This is a genomic window from Enterobacter cloacae complex sp. EB5 (assembly GCF_031432835.1).
Taxonomy (GTDB): domain Bacteria; phylum Pseudomonadota; class Gammaproteobacteria; order Enterobacterales; family Enterobacteriaceae; genus Enterobacter; species Enterobacter hormaechei_C.
In genome coordinates this window covers 2,344,774-2,363,658 of record NZ_CP133860.1, presented here as the reverse complement: position 1 = coordinate 2,363,658, position 18,885 = coordinate 2,344,774, and the positions used below count along the sequence as shown (strand labels likewise).

General features: G+C 58.1%; 17 protein-coding genes. 4 read left to right on the top strand and 13 right to left on the bottom strand.

Features of this window, described 5'->3' with window-relative positions:
* Positions 1 to 12: 12 nt before the first annotated feature.
* The 3 genes from glgX to asd all read right to left on the bottom strand — a co-directional run bounded on the left by glgX (position 13) and on the right by asd (position 5,512).
* Positions 13 to 1,986, bottom strand: coding sequence for a glycogen debranching protein GlgX (gene glgX, locus RHN82_RS11210; RefSeq protein WP_047050518.1), 1,974 nt, complete (start codon positions 1,984 to 1,986; stop codon positions 13 to 15).
* Entirely contained in the window at positions 1,983 to 4,169 is a 2,187-nt protein-coding gene (gene glgB / locus RHN82_RS11205) for a 1,4-alpha-glucan branching enzyme (RefSeq protein ID WP_047050520.1), read from the bottom strand. The genes glgX and glgB overlap by 4 nt, the downstream gene beginning before the upstream one ends.
* A 239-nt stretch (positions 4,170 to 4,408) precedes the next feature.
* A complete protein-coding gene (gene asd / locus RHN82_RS11200; protein ID WP_047050522.1) occupies positions 4,409 to 5,512 on the bottom strand; it encodes an aspartate-semialdehyde dehydrogenase in 1,104 nt (367 codons plus the stop codon).
* Positions 5,513 to 5,690: 178 nt separating this feature from the next.
* On the opposite strand from asd, the gene yhgN reads away from it, so the two are divergent.
* Positions 5,691 to 6,284, top strand: a complete 594-nt coding sequence (gene yhgN / locus RHN82_RS11195; protein WP_003861574.1) for an NAAT family transporter YhgN — start codon at positions 5,691 to 5,693, stop codon at positions 6,282 to 6,284.
* Between the two features lie 394 nt (positions 6,285 to 6,678).
* A complete protein-coding gene (locus tag RHN82_RS11190) occupies positions 6,679 to 7,125 on the top strand; it encodes a hypothetical protein (RefSeq protein ID WP_047050525.1) in 447 nt (148 codons plus the stop codon).
* A gap of 153 nt (positions 7,126 to 7,278) precedes the next feature.
* Here the strand turns inward: RHN82_RS11190 and gntU are convergent, their stop codons facing one another.
* From gntU to RHN82_RS11165, 5 genes are all read right to left on the bottom strand, one after another.
* Positions 7,279 to 8,619 (bottom strand): gluconate transporter, encoded by a 1,341-nt coding sequence (gene gntU, locus RHN82_RS11185; protein ID WP_014833577.1) that lies wholly within the window; start codon positions 8,617 to 8,619, stop codon positions 7,279 to 7,281.
* 3 nt (positions 8,620 to 8,622) lie between these two features.
* Positions 8,623 to 9,150, bottom strand: coding sequence for a gluconokinase (gntK, locus tag RHN82_RS11180; protein WP_003861569.1), 528 nt, complete (start codon positions 9,148 to 9,150; stop codon positions 8,623 to 8,625).
* Between the two features lie 126 nt (positions 9,151 to 9,276).
* Positions 9,277 to 10,272 carry a gluconate operon transcriptional repressor GntR gene (gene gntR, locus RHN82_RS11175; RefSeq protein ID WP_003861567.1) on the bottom strand — a complete coding sequence of 332 codons (996 nt, stop codon included), beginning with the start codon at positions 10,270 to 10,272 and terminating at the stop codon, positions 9,277 to 9,279.
* A gap of 91 nt (positions 10,273 to 10,363) precedes the next feature.
* Entirely contained in the window at positions 10,364 to 11,059 is a 696-nt protein-coding gene (locus tag RHN82_RS11170; RefSeq protein WP_000639796.1) for a pirin family protein, read from the bottom strand.
* Between the two features lie 123 nt (positions 11,060 to 11,182).
* Entirely contained in the window at positions 11,183 to 12,220 is a 1,038-nt protein-coding gene (locus RHN82_RS11165) for an oxidoreductase (RefSeq protein ID WP_047050526.1), read from the bottom strand.
* Between the two features lie 310 nt (positions 12,221 to 12,530).
* Here RHN82_RS11165 and yhhY point away from each other — a divergent pair, with 310 nt between their 5' ends.
* Complete coding sequence (gene yhhY / locus RHN82_RS11160; RefSeq protein WP_047050528.1) at positions 12,531 to 13,019, top strand: N-acetyltransferase; 489 nt, start codon at positions 12,531 to 12,533, stop codon at positions 13,017 to 13,019.
* 87 nt (positions 13,020 to 13,106) lie between these two features.
* Here the strand turns inward: yhhY and ggt are convergent, their stop codons facing one another.
* Positions 13,107 to 14,852 (bottom strand): gamma-glutamyltransferase, encoded by a 1,746-nt coding sequence (ggt, locus tag RHN82_RS11155; RefSeq protein WP_072203500.1) that lies wholly within the window; start codon positions 14,850 to 14,852, stop codon positions 13,107 to 13,109.
* Positions 14,853 to 14,974: 122 nt separating this feature from the next.
* Between ggt and RHN82_RS11150 the strand changes: the two genes are divergently transcribed.
* Entirely contained in the window at positions 14,975 to 15,346 is a 372-nt protein-coding gene (locus RHN82_RS11150) for a DUF2756 family protein (protein ID WP_015571465.1), read from the top strand.
* Here RHN82_RS11150 and ugpQ read toward each other — a convergent pair.
* From ugpQ to ugpA, 4 genes are read right to left on the bottom strand one after another with little or no spacing between them, the layout of a single operon-like run.
* Positions 15,336 to 16,076, bottom strand: a complete 741-nt coding sequence (gene ugpQ / locus RHN82_RS11145; protein ID WP_047050529.1) for a glycerophosphodiester phosphodiesterase — start codon at positions 16,074 to 16,076, stop codon at positions 15,336 to 15,338. The two genes, RHN82_RS11150 and ugpQ, sit on opposite strands and share 11 nt — an antisense overlap.
* Positions 16,073 to 17,143, bottom strand: coding sequence for a sn-glycerol-3-phosphate import ATP-binding protein UgpC (locus tag RHN82_RS11140; protein WP_017384129.1), 1,071 nt, complete (start codon positions 17,141 to 17,143; stop codon positions 16,073 to 16,075). Before RHN82_RS11140 ends, ugpQ begins: the two co-directional genes overlap by 4 nt.
* Position 17,144: 1 nt before the next feature.
* Entirely contained in the window at positions 17,145 to 17,990 is an 846-nt protein-coding gene (gene ugpE, locus RHN82_RS11135) for a sn-glycerol-3-phosphate ABC transporter permease UgpE (RefSeq protein WP_015571468.1), read from the bottom strand.
* Positions 17,987 to 18,874, bottom strand: coding sequence for a sn-glycerol-3-phosphate ABC transporter permease UgpA (ugpA, locus tag RHN82_RS11130; protein WP_047050530.1), 888 nt, complete (start codon positions 18,872 to 18,874; stop codon positions 17,987 to 17,989). The genes ugpE and ugpA overlap by 4 nt, the downstream gene beginning before the upstream one ends.
* Positions 18,875 to 18,885: the final 11 nt, after the last annotated feature.

Here is an 18,885-nt window from a genome sequence, read left to right as displayed (position 1 = left end):
ACTCCTTTTTTATCATCTTTGGAATACGCACACTCCGTGCGCAGGCCCGTGCCAGACAGCCATAACAACCGGATTATCCGCTCCGGCAAAGGGAGGAATGGCTCGCCACTCCCCGTCAGGTAAAACAATCTCTGCGACGTCATCCGTCGCGTTCAGCGTCACCAGCCACGCATCCGAAAGCAGGATTTGCAGACAGGGTATGCCGTGTTGCCACTCTTGCGCGCTTAACGGTTGCGCGTCTTTATTCAGCCAGCGAACGTTGCCGTCGCCCTCTTCCCACCAGCGGTCGGCGGTGAGCGCGGGGATGCGCTGGCGAAGATGGATCAGCGCCGCGGTGAAATGGGTCAGCCCGCTGTTCGCTTCTCCCCAGTCGAGCCAGGTCAGGGTGTTGTCCTGGCAATAGGCGTTGTTGTTGCCGTGCTGGCTGTGGCCGTGCTCATCGCCCGCCAGCAGCATCGGCGTGCCCTGCGACAACAAAAGCGTCGTCAGCAGCGCATGAACGCTGGCGCGTCGCCGCTCGATCACATCCAGACTTCCGCCTAACCCTTCTATACCATGGTTAAAGCTATGGTTATTGTTAGTCCCATCGCGATTCTCTTCGCCGTTTGCCTCATTGTGTTTCTGATTGAAACAAACACAGTCGCGCAGCGTAAAACCGTCGTGCGCCGTCACCAGGTTAACGGTGGCCGACGGGCGTTTGCCGTCGCGCTTAAAGAGATCGCTGGAGCCGGCAAAGCGTCCGGCAAACTCCCCCAGCGACAGATCGCGCGTCAGCCAGAAGCGGCGGATAGCGTCGCGGTAGTGGTCGTTCCACTCGGCAAACAGCGGCGGGAAGTTCCCCACCTGATAACCGCCCTCGCCGATGTCCCAGGGTTCCGCAATCAGCTTCACCTTTGAGAGCACAGGGCAGTTTTTGATGGCCTCAAACAGCGGCGCCTGCTGGCTGAACGCCGGGGTGCGCCCCATCACCGGCGCCAGGTCGAAGCGAAAACCGTCCACGTGGAACGTCTCAACCCAGTATTTCAGGCACTCGTACGCGTAATGCGTAACGGCCGGATGACTGAGGTTGAGGGTGTTACCGCACCCGGTCCAGTTCTCGTAATCGCCGTCGTCCCTGATCCAATAATAGCTACGGTTATCGATTCCGCGCTGTGAGAGCGTCGGGCCGTCAAGATCGCTTTCCGCACTGTGGTTCAGCACCACGTCCAGAATGACCTCGATACCCGCCGCGTGAAGCGCCTTCACCGCATCGCGAAACTCATCCCGTGCCTTCTCCGGCTGCACTGCGTAGCGCGGGTCGAGGGCGAACATCGCCAGCGGGTTGTAGCCCCAGTAGTTGCTTAACCCAAGACGCTGTAGCCGCGGCTCGCTGGCGAAATGCGCCACGGGCAACAGCTCCAGCGCGGTGATCCCTAAGTGCTTCAGGTACGCGACCATCGTCGGATGCCCAAGCGCTTTGTAGGTGCCACGCATCTCTTTGGGAATTGACGGGTGCAGATACGTCAGCCCTTTGACGTGGGCTTCATAAATAACGGTGTTACCCCACGGCGTGCGCGGCGGGGCATCGTCTTCCCAGTCGTAGAGATCGTGCACCACCACGCTTTTGGGCGCGACGGGCGCGCTGTCGCGGTGGTCAGGTTCGCCGTAGCCAACGTGGAACAGCGGGTCATCTTTAAACTCACCGTCCACGCGGTGCGCGCACGGGTCAATCAGCAGCTTCGCCGGGTTAAACCAGTGCCCCTGAGAGGGCTCCCAGGGGCCGTGTACGCGAAAACCGTAGTGCATCCCTGGCCGTCCTCCGGCCAGGTAGCCATGCCAGGTATCCCCCGTGCGCGCCGGTAAATCGTAACGGTGCTCGTTACCTTCCCCGTCAAACACACAGAGTTCCACCCGCTCCGCGTGAGCGGAAAAGAGCGTAAAGTTCACCCCCTTTCCGTCAAAGCGCGCCCCGAGCGGTTCGGGTTTACCTGCCGTGAGCTGCGTCATTCTCCCTCCCGCACCAGCCAGATTGTGCCAAGCGGCGGCAGCGTCAGGCTCAGGGAGTTCGGACGGCCGTGGCTTTCAATGGCATCGCTCTGCACCAGGCCGCCGTTACCGGCGTTGCTGCCGTGGTAGTGCATGGAGTCGGTATTGAGAATTTCGCGCCATTTGCCCGGCTGGTTAATGCCGAAGCGGTAGTGTTCGCGCGGCACCGGCGTGAAGTTGCTGGCGACGATGATCTCGTTACCCGCCTTGTCGCGGCGCACAAAGACAAACACCGAGCGCTCGTGGTCGTCCACCACCAGCCACTCAAAGCCGTACGGATCGAAGTCCAGCTCGTGCAGCGCTTTATGGTGGCGATAGGTCAGGTTCAGGTCGCGGACCAGACGCTGTACGCCATGGTGCCAGTTGTCCGCGCCTTCCAGCAGATGCCAGTCAAGGCTGGTATCGTGGTTCCATTCGCGCCCCTGGGCAAATTCGTTGCCCATAAACAGCAGCTTTTTGCCCGGGAAGGCGAACATCCAGCCGTAGTAGGCGCGCAGGTTGGCAAACTTCTGCCACGCGTCCCCCGGCATGCGGTCGAGAATGGATTTTTTGCCGTGCACCACTTCATCGTGCGACAGCGGCAGCATGAAGTTTTCGGTGTAGTTGTAGAGCAGCCCGAAGGTGAGCTTATCGTGGTGATACTGACGATAAACCGGGTCGAGCTTCATGTAGTCGAGCGTGTCGTGCATCCAGCCGAGGTTCCACTTGTACCAGAAGCCCAGTCCGCCCATTGACGGTGGACGGGAAACGCCCGGGAAGTCGGTGGACTCTTCCGCCATGGTCACGGCGCCTTCCACCTGCTCGCCGATAATGCGGTTGGTGTTGCGCAGAAACTCAATCGCTTCGAGGTTTTCACGGCCACCATACTCGTTCGGGATCCACTCCCCCTCTTTGCGACTGTAGTCGCGGTAGATCATCGACGCCACCGCATCCACGCGCAGGGCATCAATGCCGAAGCGCTCGATCCAGTACAGCGCGTTCCCGACCAGGTAGTTCGATACTTCACGGCGACCGTAGTTGTAGATCAGCGTGTTCCAGTCCTGGTGATAGCCTTCGCGCGGGTCGCTGTGCTCGTACAGCTTTGTGCCGTCGAACTCTGCCAGCGCAAAATCGTCCGACGGGAAGTGGCCCGGCACCCAGTCGAGGATCACGTTCAGCCCGGCGGCGTGCGCGGCATCGATGAAATAGCGGAAGTCATCGCGCGTGCCGAAGCGGCGCGTGGGCGCATACAGCCCGGTTGGCTGATAGCCCCAGCTGCCGTCGAACGGGTGTTCGTTGATCGGCAGCAGCTCCAGATGGGTAAAGCCCATCCATTTCGCGTACGGCACCAGCTGGTCCGCCAGCTCGCGATAGCTCAGCCAGAAGTTGTTATCGGTGTGGCGACGCCACGAGCCGAGATGCACCTCATAAACGGAGATCGGCGCATCGAAGCGGTTAGCCTGCTTGCGCTCTTCCGTCTGGACAACCTTCTCCGGCAGGCCGCAAATCAGCGAGGCGGTATTCGGGCGCAGTTCGGCCTCAAAGGCGTACGGGTCGGATTTAATGCGCAGCTTGCCGTTGGCATCGATCATCTCGAATTTGTAGAGCTGACCGTTGTGCGCGCCGGGGATAAACAGCTCCCAGATGCCGGTTTCCCGGCGCAGGCGCATGGGGTGACGACGACCGTCCCAGTAGTTGAACTGCCCGACGACGGAGACGCGCTGGGCGTTTGGCGCCCATACGGCAAAACGCGTGCCGGTGATACCGTCCATGGTATCCGCATGGGCACCCAGCGTTTCGTAGGGGCGTAAATGGGTCCCTTCGGACAGCAGCCAGGCGTCCATCTCTTTTAAGAGCGGGCCGAAGCTATAGGGATCGTCAATCAGGTTTTGCTGACCGTGCCAGATAACGGCAAGCTGATAACGAAAAGGATTTTTACGGCGGGGCATGACACCCGAGAAGAAGCCACGCGAGTCGAGGCATTCCAGATTACCCACCTTGCGGCCGGTTTTGGGTTCGATAACCCACACTTCTGTTGCATCCGGTAACAGCGCCCGGACTTCAAGCCCGGCGTCAGTACGGTGCATCCCTAGCACAGAAAAGGGGTCGGCAAAGTGACCCGCAATAAGCGCATTAATCACGTCTCTCGAAATACGATCGGACATGGTATTCATCCTGTTTTTTTATGTCGCCCTTTTTACGCGCTCCGGGACGACTTTTAATGTGACCTAAACGGTGCAGTTAATCCTCTCTGCTCCGCCCTACCCTCAGGTGAGAAATAAATCTTCCTTAAAGCATAGCCAACGTCGTGGGTCCTCCTGATAAAAAATAAGACATCTGCGTTTTACTCCATGTAGTACGCAAAAAAAGGGGGTGACAATCACCCCCCGTGTTTAACAAATTATTACGCCAGCTGGCGCAGCATGCGGCGCAGCGGCTCGGCTGCACCCCACAGCAGCTGGTCGCCAACGGTGAACGCGGAGAGGTACTCCGGCCCCATGTTCAGCTTGCGCAGACGACCAACCGGGGTGGTCAGCGTGCCGGTCACGGCTGCCGGGGTCAGTTCACGCATGGTGATATCGCGATCGTTTGGCACCACTTTCGCCCACGGGTTGTGCGCGGCCAGCAGCTCTTCCACGGTCGGAATAGACACATCTTTTTTCAGTTTAATGGTGAAGGCCTGGCTGTGGCAGCGCAGCGCGCCGATACGCACGCACAGACCGTCAACCAGAATGGTGTTCGCGGTGCCGAGGATTTTGTTGGTCTCAGCCTGGCCCTTCCACTCTTCGCGGGTCTGGCCGTTATCCAGCTGTTTGTCGATCCACGGGATCAGGCCACCGGCCAGCGGTACGCCAAAGTTATCCACCGGCAGCTCGCCGCTGCGGGTGAGCTGAGTGACTTTACGCTCGATGTCGAGGATGGCGGACGCCGGGTCTGCCAGCTCGGCAGCGACGCTCTGGTGCAGCTGGCCCATCTGGGTCAGCAGCTCGCGCATATGACGCGCGCCGCCGCCGGAGGCCGCCTGGTAGGTCGCCACGGAGACCCACTCCACCAGATCCTGCGCGAATAGGCCGCCGAGGGACATCAGCATCAGGCTGACGGTGCAGTTACCGCCAACAAAGGTTTTCACGCCGTTGTTCAGGCCGTCGGTGATGACGCCCTGGTTAACCGGGTCGAGAATAATGATCGCATCGTCTTTCATGCGCAGTGAAGACGCCGCGTCAATCCAGTAGCCCTGCCAGCCGCTTTCACGCAGCTTCGGATAGATTTCGTTGGTATAATCGCCGCCCTGGCAGGTCACAATAATGTCGAGTGCCTTCAGCGCTTCCAGATCGTAAGCATCCTGCAACGTGCCTGTGGTACCCCCAAAGGACGGTGCAGCCTGGCCGAGCTGGGAAGTGGAGAAGAAGACCGGGCGGATGGCGTCGAAATCGCGCTCTTCAACCATGCGTTGCATGAGTACAGAGCCGACCATACCGCGCCAGCCGATAAAACCAACGTTTTTCATAGCATTTTTTTCCTGCAAGGGGTGTGTGCTGATTGTGCAAGCCAGTATTGAACTGGGATATGCTTCACATTACAAAATGCTGCCAAAGTCGCAAGCGAAATTAATCGATGATTGCCCGGCAATCAGAAAAAGTGCTAATCATCGCAATGACCACAATAAGTATCAGGGATAATTTAAGATGAGTGAAATCATTTCCGCAGCGGTTTTATTGATCCTGATTATGGATCCGCTCGGTAATCTGCCGATCTTCATGTCGGTGCTGAAGCATACCGAGCCGAAGCGCCGTCGGGCGATCATGATCCGCGAGTTGCTCATCGCCCTGCTGGTGATGTTTATCTTCCTGTTCGCCGGGGAAAAAATCCTCGCTTTCCTGAACTTACGCGCCGAAACGGTCTCCATTTCCGGCGGGATAATTTTGTTCCTGATTGCCATTAAGATGATTTTCCCGAGCGCGGAGGGCAGCAGCAGCGGCCTGCCTGCGGGTGAAGAGCCGTTTATCGTGCCGCTGGCGATCCCGCTGGTCGCCGGGCCAACGATTCTGGCGACGCTGATGCTGCTGTCGCATCAGTATCCAAATCAGATGAGCCATCTGGTGATTGCCCTGCTGATCGCCTGGGGCGGGACATTTATTATCCTGTTGCAGTCGTCGCTGTTCCTGCGCCTGCTGGGTGAGAAAGGGGTGAACGCGCTGGAGCGCCTGATGGGGCTGATTCTGGTGATGATGGCAACGCAGATGTTCCTGGACGGGATCCGGGCGTGGATGAAAGGGTAGGTAAAAGCAAAACGGCAATCTTCGATTGCCGTTTTTAGTGTTTGCCCCCTCTCCCCGTGGGAGAGGGCCGGGGTGAGGGCATCAGCCCGCACCCTAAAATAATATTTTGTTTTGCGAGCCGCCTTCCAGAGCCTCTCTTGCCACTCCGCCCCCAACGCAGTATCTTCTTGCCGCGCCTGCAAAATCAGGCGTCAGGGTTGGTCCCCTGTTATCCTCATCCGCGATGAATCTCTTTTTATCGCGCAGTCAGTTACACTTCAATGGTGGGCTGGACGGTGGCGCCGCAAGGCGCGCCGGTAGCTGATGAGGCCGGTAGGACCAACTCCGTTCAGTCCATCACCAGTGAGGTTGGTCCCTCCAAAGATGGTCAACTCAACTCATCAGAGGCTGTCTTATGACTACTCCCCCTAACTTTTCTCACGCTTTATTCACCACACCGTTCGATCACACTACCGATTTCACCGAACTGGCAGACAACTGCGAGCGATTCGTAGACGTGCTGGTTGAATGTGACGATCCAGCACAAAAGATGGCGATATGCGGACGGCTTTCCGCCTGCCTCGCCCTGCTCCAGCCCACGCTGCTTGAACCTGTTCCGGAATATCTAAAAGCCAACCTGACGGTGGATGACCTGCCGCTGGACGTGCCGGTCTTCGAGCCGGAAGTGGATCAGTTAGGACGGTATTGCCAGCTGCTAACGCAAATGCTGTTGGCTCGAACGCTCTCGGCGAGCGATGAAAGAGTCGCAGGAGATTTGTTGCAGGATTTAGTGGGGTTTTACAGTGATACGCTGAAAGCGCCGCGCTGGTTGCGCACAAAGGAAGGCATCGTGCCGCTGTAAAAAAGCCGGGTGGCGCTTACGCTTACCCGGCCTACGGGACCTGAGGTTTTTGTAGGTCGGGTAAGGCGAAGCCGCCACCCGACAAATTAAGACCTCTGTGGCCTGATGCCCTCACCCCAGCCCTCTCCCACCGGGAGAGGGAGAAAACCGGGATTAGCTCAGCAACGTAAACGCAATCATCCCGACAATCGCACCGGTCGTGCCGAGGATGGTTTCCATCAGCGTCCAGGTTTTCAGGGTTTGCGCTTCGGTCGCGCCGGTAAATTTACCGAACAGCCAGAAGCCTGCATCGTTCACGTGAGAAACAACAATTGAGCCACCCGCGATACAGATAGAGAGCGCTGCCATCTGCGCGCCGGAGTAGTTCAGCTGTTCAATCACCGGCATCACCAGACCCACGGCGGTTAAGCACGCTACGGTCGCGGAGCCCTGAATGATACGTACCGCTGCGGCCAGCACGAAACAGGTGACCGCAATCGGCAGCCCCATCCCGGTCAGCGCTTCACCCAGCGCCGGGCCAACGCCGGAATCGACCAGCACCTGCTTGAACACGCCGCCCGCCCCGATCACCAGCAGGATAATCCCCGCCGGTTGCAGCGCGGCACCACAGATCTCCATCACGCGGTCTTTCGGCATACCCTGACGCATCGCCAGGCCGTAAATCGCGACCAGACACGCCACCAGGATCGCGGTGAACGGATGACCAATAAACTCGAACCATTCGTAAGCGGTTGACCCCACCGGCACAAAGCGTGCAGCGATGGTTTTCAGGCCCACCAGCACCAGCGGCAGCAGGATCAGCGACAGACTGAAGCCGAAGGATGGCATTTTGCCCTCGCCCAGGTGCGGCTCGGTGATGTCATCCGGAATGTGCAGCTCAACGTAGCGGCTGATGAAGTTGCCCCACAGCGGACCGGCGATAATCATCCCCGGAATTGCCGCACACAGGCCAATCAGGATCATCCAGCCAAAGTCAGCATGCATCTGGGAGGCCAGCAGCATCGGCGCAGGCCCCGGCAGCAGAAACGCCGCCGCCGCCGCCACGCCCGCAAACAGCGGAATGACCAGCTTCACGAGGTTGGTACCAGTATGCCGCGCCATGGAGAACGCCACGCTAATCAGCAGCACAACGGCCACTTCAAAGAACAGCGGCAGCGCGCAAATCAGACCGGCCAGGCCAATCGCGTAGTGCGCACGGCTGTGCCCGAAGGATTTCAGCATCTTGACCGCAATCTGATCGACCGCGCCCGTCTCGTGCAAAATCTTGCCAAACATTGCGCCCAGCGCCACCACAATGGCCAGGAAGCCGAGCGTGCCGCCCATCCCTTTTTCCATCGTCGCCGCGATTTTGTCGAGCGGCATGCCGGAAAAGAGACCGGCACCAATAGAAACCACCATCAAAGCCACGAAGGCGTGCATACGTGCCTTCATCACTAAAAACAGCAGCAGCAATACGGAACCCACTGCTGTCAAAACTAGCGTTAATGTACTCAAAACTTACTGCCTTTTATTAATAACCTCGATGGTGCTGGCTACAACACCTTCCAGCGGCTGATCGATATCAACCACTAAGACATCCTGTTCGTCAGCACCCGGCTCCTGCAATGCCTCGAACTGCGTTACCAGCATCTGGGTTTTGAAGAAGTGGCCTTTACGCGCCTTCAGGCGGCTTTCAATCACCCCGAAATCACCTTTCAGGTAGATGAAAGAGAGGTTCGGGTTGCCGTCGCGCAGCAGGTCGCGATAGGTTTTTTTCAGCGCGGAACAGACGATCAGGGAGACTTTATTGGTGCGCTGCATCGCGAACGCGGCGTCATTCAGCGCCTGCAACCACGGTTTGCGGTCGTCGTCGTTCAGCGGCTCGCCGGAAGCCATTTTCATGATGTTGCTGCGCGGATGGAGGAAGTCACCATCAAGAAACGCAGCCTGGAGTTGATGCGCCACTTCGCTCGCCACGGCAGATTTACCGCTACCGGACACGCCCATCAGGACGTAAACGTGGTGATCGTGATTAGTCGTGCTCAAAGGGTGTCCCTCAGTCAATTGTTACGGGTAACAGTTATCGGTAACATTGTCCTGCCGGGGCATATGAGAAGCAATATCCAAACGTGCGCGAAGTGAATAAGTGTGAGCTACTTCAAATTTGTCGGATTAAATAGATCCACCTGGTGACAAGGTGAAACCTAAATCTAACATTTTAGGAGTAACTGCCTCACCACGAATGCGCGCCAGCAGGCGTTCTGCACCTATGCGGCCCATGCGTTCACGCGGGGTCAGGACGCTCGCCAGACGCGGCTCCATCACCTGGCCAATGTCGTGGCCGTGGAAGCCGGCAATCGCCATATCATCCGGGATTTTTAAACCCAGACGCTGGCACTCAAACGCGGCGCCGACCGCCAGGTCATCGTTGGTACAGAAAATACCGTCCAGTTGCGGATACTCGCGTCGCGCCTGACGCATCAGCTCAATACCCGACGTGTAAGAAGAAGATTGCTCCACCATCACGCTGTACGGGGTTAAACCGGCGTCGAGCATCGCCTGCTCGTATCCCTTCTGTTTGATGATAGTACGTTCATCCAGACGCGCACCCAGATAGGCCACATGGCGATGACCACGGGCGATGATCGCCGCCGTCATCTGACGCGCCGCTTCAAAGTTATCGAACCCCACGGCGATGTCGAGGCACGGCGACTGGCTGTCCATCAGTTCCACCACCGGAATGCCTGCCACTTCAATCATTTTCAGCGTGCGCGGGGTGTGAGTACGTTCCGTTAAAATCAGGCCGTCGATGTTCCAGGAAAGCATCGATTCAAGACGTTCCTCTTCCAGTTCCGGCTTGTACCCGTAGTGGGCGAGCATGGTCTGATAGCCAAACGCATCGGTGACGCTTTCAATGCCACGCAGCACTTCGGCGAATACCTGGTTGGTTAAGGAAGGAAGCAGGACGCCCACCGCACGGCTGGTCGCATTGGAGAGAATATCGGGCGCGCGGTTGGGGATATAACCCAGTTCATCAAGGGCGGCGGCAATCTTGCCACGCAACGCCACGGAAACCTGTTCCGGGTTACGTAAAAAACGGCTGACCGTCATTTTGGTCACACCGACGCGATCGGCGACATCCTGAAGTACGGGGCGTTTCTTTTTCATCGTCCTGAGAAATCTTGAAGTGAGAGATTTGCTCAGTTTATCACGGACAAAGCTCAACCTTCCCCGTTTAAAGGGAAGGTTGAGAAATTATTTAGACCGGCGGCAGGTCAAACAGCAGAATTTCACTTTCGCTGTCGGCATGCACGGAGAGCGCCTGCTCATCCCAGATTGCCAGGCCATCGGCGGTTGTCGCTTTGGTGCCGTTGATGGACACTTCACCTTTCACAACCTGGATCCACACGCGGCGGTTAGCGGCAATCTGGTGTACAGACTGTTCATCTTTCGCCAGCGCCCAGCGGTACAGCTCCATATCCTGATGCACTTTCAGGGAACCTTCACGCGCATCCGGGGACAGCACCAGCTGTTTGCCCTGTTTCGCGTCGAAGCGGCGCTGTTCGTAGCGTGGCGTGATGCCGGTCTCTTCTGGAATGATCCAGATTTGATACAGGTGCAGTTTTTCCGTTTTGCTCGGGTTGTACTCCGAGTGACGCACCCCGGTACCCGCGCTCATAATCTGGAACTCGCCCGCCGGAACCTGCTCTTTGTTGCCCATGCTGTCCTGGTGCTCAACCGCCCCTTCCAGCACATAGGTCAGGATTTCCATGTCTTTGTGCGGGTGGGTACCGAAGCCCTGGCCTGCATCAATCACGTCGTCGTTAATGACACGCAGTGCGGAGAAGCCCATAAAGTTCGGGTCGTAGTAGTCGGCAAACGAGAATGAATGCCATGAGTCCAGCCAGCCATGATTCGCGTGACCACGTTCGTTTGCTTTGCGTAAGTAGATCATTGTTTTCACCCTCAGTTCGTTTCGATGGAGTAAGTGTGGACGCAAACGCCCTGGGATCATAGAGGGTGAAAATTGACTCCTCTGTTCAAAAATTTAGAACAAGCTCAGAGGAGCCATTTTTGCTTATCTGGCGAGGGTTACCGTGGCAGGAGAAGCCTGTTCGAAGGCCCGTTCGAGGATTTCCAGGTTGGTCAGAACGTCAGATTCCTTGACGTAATTCGGCGCACCGTTGGTGAGGGTTTCATACAGCGCATCGTAGACGCGTCCATAGTCGCCCGTTTCCGGCTTCAGCGCTTCCCTGACCGTCACGCCCTCGTCGTTCACGTACTCCAGCACGCCCACGGAATCATCTGCCGCAAAGCCCGGTTCACCCGGCATGATATTGGCCTTCAGGCTGGTCTCCTGCTGGTCAATACCGTACTTGATAAAGGAGCCTTTCTTGCCGTGAACGATAAATTTCGGGTAGTCGATTTTCACCAGATGGCTGGTTTTTACGATGGCTTTCAGGTCGCCGTAGAACAGCTGCGCTTCAAAGGTATCGTCCGGGTTGGCCTTATTGCGCAGGCTGCGGATGTCATACGCCACGTGGTCCGGGCGGCCAAACAGGGAGATGATCTGGTCCATGGTGTGCACGCCGAGACCGTAGAAGGAGCCATCCTGCGGCAGTCCGGGTTGGGTTTCCGCCACCGGGCGGTAGTAATCGAAGTGGCTTTCGATTTCCACGATCTCGCCGAGTTTGCCGCTTTCAATTGCCTTTTTTGCCGTCAGGAAGCAGCTGTCAAAGCGACGGTTCTGGTACGGCGTGACGGTCAGGCCTTTGCTTTTCGCCAGCGCGAACAGCTCCTTCGCTTCGGCGAGGGTCGGGGTGAACGGTTTTTCCACCAGCACGTTTTTACCCGCTTCCAGCGCGCGTTTCGCGTAGTCAAAGTGGCTGTCGGCGTGGGTACAGACCACCACCAGCTTCACCTGCGGGTCGTTAAGCACCTCATCAAGATCGCTGGTGAAATGAATATGGGAATACTGCGGAGACTGCTCTTCTGGCTTCGCGCGGCGGCGATAGATATGGGCCACGTGCCAGGTCTCTTTTCGGTTAAGAACATACGGAAGGTGGTAACGCGTGGTGCTTTTGCCAAATCCAATAAATGCACAATGTAGTGTCATGGCTCAGTCCTTTTGGAAGGTTACTGGGTTTTACCATAGCGCATGTTTTGCCCTCACCCCAGCCCTCTCCCACGGGGAAAGGGCGTAAAAGGGCAAAAAAAAGCCAGCGAGATGCTGGCTAAAGTAATACTGGAAGCAATGTGAGCAATGTCGTGCTTTCAGGTTCCCGTAGGAGGTCTTCCTGAATGCAAAGCAATAATAATCATTCTCATTCGCACTTGTCCAACACTTTTTGCAAAAAATAGCGATTGACTCAACTTTTAAAGTCACTGATGTTGGAGGGGACTTTTAACTGACTGAGGAACAAGGAATGAGTGAGATAGTGATACGCCACGCTGAACCGAAAGATTACGACGCCATTCGTCAGATCCACGCCCAGCCGGAGGTGTACCACAACACGCTACAGGTTCCTCATCCTTCAATGGAAATGTGGCAAATGCGGCTAGGCGAGCAGCCGGGCGTTAAACAGCTGGTTGCCTGCATTGATGATATCGTGGTCGGCCACCTCACCATTGATGTCGCCCAGCGACCACGCCGCAGCCACGTTGCCGATTTCGGTATCTGCGTTGGCGCGCAGTGGCATAACCGCGGCGTGGCCAGCGCGCTGATTCGCACCATGATCGATATGTGCGACAACTGGCTGCGCGTCGACCGCATCGAGTTAACGGTGTTTGTGGATAACGAACCGGCAATCGCGGTGTACAAAAAGCACGGGTTTGAGATTGAAGGCACCGGCAGGCGCTACGCCCTGCGCAACGGCGAGTATGTGGACGCGTATTATATGGCGAGAGTGAAGTAGTTTGTTGCCGGGTGGCGGCTTCGCCTTACCCGGCCTACGTTCGTGCCGTTGCAGGCCCGGTAAGCGCAGCGCCACCGGGCAACAAAATCAATACCCCGCCGTTAAATCATCCACCGAACGCGGGTCCGACGCACCAAACAGCGCCCCGTCCGGCCCGACCATAATGCTCTGGGTGCTGCCCATCGCCTCCTTCACCGCCACCTTCTGCCCGCGCTGCTCAAGCAGCTTGAGGGTGTCCGGGCTAAAGCCCTTCTCCACGCGCAGCTCATCCGGCAGCCACTGGTGGTGGAAACGCGGCGCATTGGTCGCTTCGGCGACGTTCATCCCAAAGTCGATGCTGTTCACCACCATTTGCAGCACGGTTGTGATAATCCGGCTCCCGCCAGGGCTGCCGGTCACCAGCCAGGTTTTGCCGTCTTTCACCACGATGGTGGGCGACATGGACGACAGCGGGCGCTTCTTCGGCCCGACCGCATTCGCATCGCCGCCGACCAGCCCGTAGACGTTCGGCACGCCCGGTTTGGCGGAGAAGTCATCCATCTCGTTGTTCAGCAAAATGCCGCTGTTGCCCGCCACAATCCCGGTGCCGAAGGTGGTGTTAAGCGTGTAAGTTACCGCCACCGCGTTACCATCTTTGTCCACGACCGAGAAGTGGGTGGTCTGGTTACTTTCATACGGCGCCAGCTTGCCCGGGCGGATCTCGCTCGACGGCTTAGCCTTGTTGATGTCGATCTCGTCGGCAATCGATTTGGCATAGGCTTTGTTGGTCAGCGCCTGCCACGGCACCTTAACGAAGTCCGGATCGCCAAGGTATTCCGAGCGGTCAGCGTAGGCGCGCTTCTCCGCCTCCGCCATCACCTGCATGGCATCGGCGCTACCGAAGCCGAACTTGTGCATATCGAAGTTTTCCAGAATATTGAGGATCTGCACGATGTGAATCCCCCCGGAGGACGGCGGCGGCATGGAGAAGACCTCGTAGCCGCGATAGGTGCCGCTGATCGGCTCGCGCTCCACCGCCTTATATTCCGCCAGATCCGCTTTGGTGATCAGCCCGCCGTTCTTCTGCATCTCATCGGCAATCTGATCGGCAATCGGCCCCTTATAAAAGGCGTCCGGACCGTTTTCGGCAATCAGTTCGAGACTTTTTGCGAGGTTCTTCTGCACCAGCTTATCGCCCTTCTTCAGCGGCTCGCCGTCTTTCCAGAAGATAGCCTTGCTGTTTTCATGATTGGGAATGACTTCGCTGCCGTAGGTTTTGAGGTCGTCCGCCAGCGCGTCGTTGACGACGAAGCCGTCGCGCGCCAGCTTGATGGCAGGCTGCACCACTTTATTCAGCGGCAGCGAGCCGTATTTTTCCAGCGCCAGCGAGAAGCCCGCAACGGTGCCCGGCGTGCCGGAGGCAAGGTGCGAGGTCAGGGATTTTTTACTGTCCGGATTGCCCTGATCGTCGAGGAACATATCGCGGGAGGCCTGATTCGGCGCCATCTCACGGAAGTCGATGGCCGTGGTTTTACCGTCTTTGGTGCGCAGCATCATAAACCCGCCGCCGCCCAGGTTCCCCGCCTGTGGATGCGTCACCGCCAGCGCATATCCCACCGCGACCGCCGCATCCACCGCGTTACCGCCCTGCTTAAGAATATCGACGCCCACCTGCGTTGCCAGCGCGTCCACCGAGGCCACCATGCCGTGCGCCGCCCGCACGGGGTGAAAAACATCCTCCTCCACGCCGTAAGAGACCGGTGGAGCGGCGGGCGGGTTGGCCGCCACGGTAAATGTGCCGCCTGCCATCAGCGCAGCGATGGCGACCCAGCGCAAAAAGGTTGGTTTCATCATTATTGTTCTCCAGGTGAAGGGGTCCATATTCCCCGCTTAAGCCTGGTTCACAACTCTTAAAAAATCATCGTTATGCCGGAATCAGGGTAAACTTAAGAGAAGCCTCAAAGGAGGAGATAACCATGAAACGATTACTGATCCTGACCGCGCTGCTTCCGTTCGCCGCGCTCGCACAGCCAATCAACACCCTGAACAACCCGAACCAGCCGGGCTACGTCATACCGAGCCAGCAGCGTATGCAGACGGAGATGATGAGCCAGCAACAGCAGCAGAAAGGGATGCTCAATCAGCAGTTAAAGACGCAGACCCAGGTGCAGCAGCAGCACCTGCAAAACCAGATGAATACCAACACCCAGCGCGTGCAGCAGGGCCAGATGCTTGAACAGCCGCTGCCAAACTCAAACGGTGGGATGTTAGGAGGCGGGGTATCGCAAAGCAGCGGTCAGCAGCACATGCTGCCGACCCAGCAGAACGGCAGTATGCTTAATAAATAAAGTTCGGCCCGATCTGGTCAATCGCATCGGTACAGATGCTGTCCACGCCCCAGCGCAGCAGCTCGGCTGCACGCTGGGGTTTGTTGACGGTATACACCAGGATATGCAGACCGGCCTCCTTCAACAGCGTCACGCGCGCTTCATCCAGCAGCTTATGGTTGAGGTGGATCGACACGCAGCGTAAGCGGGTCGTCAGCGCGCGCCAGTCTTCTCGCCACGCATCCAGCAGCAGCCCGCGCGGCAACTCCGGAACGGCGGCCTGTGCAGCTTCCAGCGCGTCGATGTCAAACGACGATAACAGCGGTGCGGTCATCCCTTCCCACAGCTCGCGCGCGGCAAGGGCAATCACTTTACCCGTCAGCGGCCCGGTGCCGGTGGTCGGTTTGATTTCGATATTGGCCATCATGCCGTGTTGACGACAGCGGTCCGCCACTTCCGCAAGCAGCGGCAGCGGCTCGCCTTTAAATTCGCCGCTGTACCAGCTTCCGGCGTCCACCTTCAGCAGGTCACGCCACGGCAGTTCGCCCGCCACGCCCCAGCCGTTGCTGGTGCGTTCGAGATTGTCGTCGTGCAGCAGGAAAATTTCGCCGTCCTTGGACAGCTTCGCGTCGAACTCGATCATCGTGTGGCCGTAGCGCGCGCCAACGTCAATTGCCGCCAGGGTGTTTTCCGGCGCCAGTTTACCGCCGCCACGGTGGGCGACGATGTGGGGGTAAGGCCAGTTGCTCATACTCGTTGTCCTGTTTCACCGTCAAATAAGTGCAGGTGATTTTCCGGCATATGCAGCCACAGCGTGCTGCCTGCCTTCGGGCGCTCCTGATGCGGCAGGCGCACCACCAGCTTTTGCTCGCCCCAGCGCCCGTGCGCCAGGTTGTCTGCGCCCAGCATCTCCAGCGTGTCCATCACCAGCGGCACGCCGCCGTCCGCCTGAGACGTCAAACCAATATGCTCCGGGCGGATACCAAGCGTCATCTTACGCCCGGCGTAGCCACGATAGTACCAGTTGATCGGCAACGCCATCCCGCTTTCCAGCTCAAAATGGGTTCCCGCCGCATTGATCCGCCCGTCCAGCAGGTTCATCGCCGGGCTGCCGATAAAGCTCGCCACAAAACGGCTGGCCGGTTTTTCGTAGACTTCCACCGGGGTGCCAATCTGCTCGGCGATGCCTTTGTTCATCACCATTACGCGCTGGGCGAGGGTCATGGCTTCAACCTGATCGTGGGTCACATAGAGGGACGTGGTTTTCAGGCGGCGATGCAGCTGCTGTAGCTCAAGGCGCATCTGCACGCGCAGTTTGGCGTCGAGGTTTGACAGCGGTTCGTCGAACAGGAATACCGCCGGGTCGCGCACGATGGCGCGCCCCATCGCCACGCGCTGACGCTGGCCGCCGGAAAGCTCTCGCGGGCGGCGCTTAAGCAGGCCGTCAAGTTCCAGAATGCGCGCGGCCTCTTTTACGCGCTCGTCGATATGACCTTTGCCCATACCGCGAATTTTCAGCCCCCAGGCCATGTTCTCTTCCACGCTCATGTGTGGATAGAGGGCATAGTTCTGGAACACCATCGCGATGCCGCGATCTTTGGGTTCCATCTCGGTGACGCGCTGGCGGTCAATCCAGATATCCCCGGACGTTACGCGCTCCAGCCCGGCCACCATACGCAGCAGCGTGGATTTGCCGCAGCCGGACGGGCCGACCATCACGATAAATTCCCCGTCCGCCACGTCGAGCGTCAGCGGCTGAATGACCTGGGTTTTACCGTCCCAGCTTTTGGTAACTGCCTGTAATTTTAAACCTGCCATCTTATTTCTCGCTATCGACCAGGCCGCGGACAAACGCGCGCTGCATGGCTAAAACAATGACTACGGGTGGGATAAGGGTGAGCAGCATCGCCGCCATCACCTGGTTCCAGAGGGTGGTGCCTTCGCCGGTGGCGATCATGCCTTTGATGCCTGCCACGGCGGTGCCGAGGTTGACGTCCTGAACGATCAGCAGCGGCCACAGATACTGGTTCCAGCCGTAGATAAAGGTGATCACAAACAGTGCCGCGAGGTTGGTTTTCGACAGCGGCAGCACGATGTCGCGGAAGAAGCGCATCGGCGAGGCCCCATCGATGCGCGCGGCTTCAATCAGCTCGTCCGGCAGGGTCATAAAGAACTGGCGGAACAGGAAGGTGGCGGTCGCCGAGGCCATCAGCGGCAGGGTTAAGCCCGCGTAGCTGTCGAGCATCTTCAGGTTGGCGATCACTTCCACCGTCGGGAAGATACGCACCTCTACCGGCAGCATCAGGGTGATGAAAATCATCCAGAAAAACAGGTTACGCAGCGGAAAGCGGAACCAGACGATGGCAAACGCTGAGAGCATCGACACCGTAATTTTACCGACCGTAATGCCAAACGCCATGATGAAGCTGTTGAGCATCATCAGCCAGAACGGCGCGCTGTTAGCGCCCACGCCCTGGGTCCAGATAGTTTTCATGTTCTCGAACAGATGCCCGCCTGGGATCAGCGTCATCGGCGTGTCGAACACCGCTTTGGTGTCCAGCGTGGCGGCGACGAAGGCCACGTACAGTGGGAACAGGATGACGATAATCCCTAAAATCAGCATGGTATGGCTGAAAATCGTCAGCCCGCGACGGTTCTCAATCATTGGTAGCGCACCTTACTTTCGACATAGCGGAACTGCACCACCGTGAGGATGATGACGAGGAACATCAGCACCACGGACTGCGCGGCAGACGCTGAGAGATCAAGCCCGGCAAAGCCTTCGCGGTAGATCTTGTAAATCAGCGTGGTGGTTGCCTGTACCGGGCCGCCCGCGGTGGCGGCGTCGATCACCGGGAAGGTGTCGAAGAAGGCGTACACGAGGTTCACCACCAGCAGGAAAAAACTCACCGGGGCGATCAGCGGCAGCGACAGCCGGAAGAAGCGGCGCACCGGCCCTGCGCCGTCAATCGCGGCGGCCTCCACCAGCGAACGCGGGATAGACTGTAGCGCGGCAAAGAAAAACAGGAAGTTATAGCTGATCTGCTTCCACACAGAGGCGAACACCACCAGGAACATCGCCTGACCGCTGTTCTGGGCGTGGTTCCAGTCGTAGCCAAACTCGCCCAGGAAGTGGGTAATCAGCCCGCGCCCCGGGTTAAACAGGAAGATCCACAGCACGGCGGCCACGGCGGGAGCCACGGCGTAGGGCAGCAGCATCAGCGTTTGATAAATACGGCTGCCGCGCACCACGTAATCCACCAGCGCGGCGAAAAACAGCGAGGCTAAAAGGCCGCTGACGGTCACCAGGGTACTGAATTTGATCGTCGTCCAGAAGGAGTCCAGGTAGTAGCTGTCGTGGAACAGCGCAGTAAAGTTGTCCAGCCCGACAAACTGGCTGGAAAGCCCGAACGGATCGACGCTTTGTACCGAGTACCACAGCGCTTCGCCCGCAGGCCAGATAAAAAAGATAACGGTGATGACCAGCTGCGGCGCGACCAACAGGTACGGCAGCCAGCGGGAACGGAACACCGGACGGGATGATGACATTGAGATTAGGT

Bases quoted from the DNA above. Each gene is read 5' to 3' on its own strand.
- RHN82_RS11170 (WP_000639796.1), bottom strand. From the start codon at position 11,059: ATGATCTACTTACGCAAAGCAAACGAACGTGGTCACGCGAATCATGGC.
- gntR (WP_003861567.1), bottom strand. From the start codon at position 10,272: ATGAAAAAGAAACGCCCCGTACTTCAGGATGTCGCCGATCGCGTCGGT.
- yhhY (WP_047050528.1), top strand. From the start codon at position 12,531: ATGAGTGAGATAGTGATACGCCACGCTGAACCGAAAGATTACGACGCC.
- glgX (WP_047050518.1), bottom strand. From the start codon at position 1,986: ATGACGCAGCTCACGGCAGGTAAACCCGAACCGCTCGGGGCGCGCTTT.
- RHN82_RS11165 (WP_047050526.1), bottom strand. From the start codon at position 12,220: ATGACACTACATTGTGCATTTATTGGATTTGGCAAAAGCACCACGCGT.
- ugpE (WP_015571468.1), bottom strand. From the start codon at position 17,990: ATGATTGAGAACCGTCGCGGGCTGACGATTTTCAGCCATACCATGCTG.
- RHN82_RS11150 (WP_015571465.1), top strand. From the start codon at position 14,975: ATGAAACGATTACTGATCCTGACCGCGCTGCTTCCGTTCGCCGCGCTC.
- ugpQ (WP_047050529.1), bottom strand. From the start codon at position 16,076: ATGAGCAACTGGCCTTACCCCCACATCGTCGCCCACCGTGGCGGCGGT.
- yhgN (WP_003861574.1), top strand. From the start codon at position 5,691: ATGAGTGAAATCATTTCCGCAGCGGTTTTATTGATCCTGATTATGGAT.
- RHN82_RS11190 (WP_047050525.1), top strand. From the start codon at position 6,679: ATGACTACTCCCCCTAACTTTTCTCACGCTTTATTCACCACACCGTTC.
- RHN82_RS11140 (WP_017384129.1), bottom strand. From the start codon at position 17,143: ATGGCAGGTTTAAAATTACAGGCAGTTACCAAAAGCTGGGACGGTAAA.
- glgB (WP_047050520.1), bottom strand. From the start codon at position 4,169: ATGTCCGATCGTATTTCGAGAGACGTGATTAATGCGCTTATTGCGGGT.
- ggt (WP_072203500.1), bottom strand. From the start codon at position 14,852: ATGATGAAACCAACCTTTTTGCGCTGGGTCGCCATCGCTGCGCTGATG.
- asd (WP_047050522.1), bottom strand. From the start codon at position 5,512: ATGAAAAACGTTGGTTTTATCGGCTGGCGCGGTATGGTCGGCTCTGTA.
- ugpA (WP_047050530.1), bottom strand. From the start codon at position 18,874: ATGTCATCATCCCGTCCGGTGTTCCGTTCCCGCTGGCTGCCGTACCTG.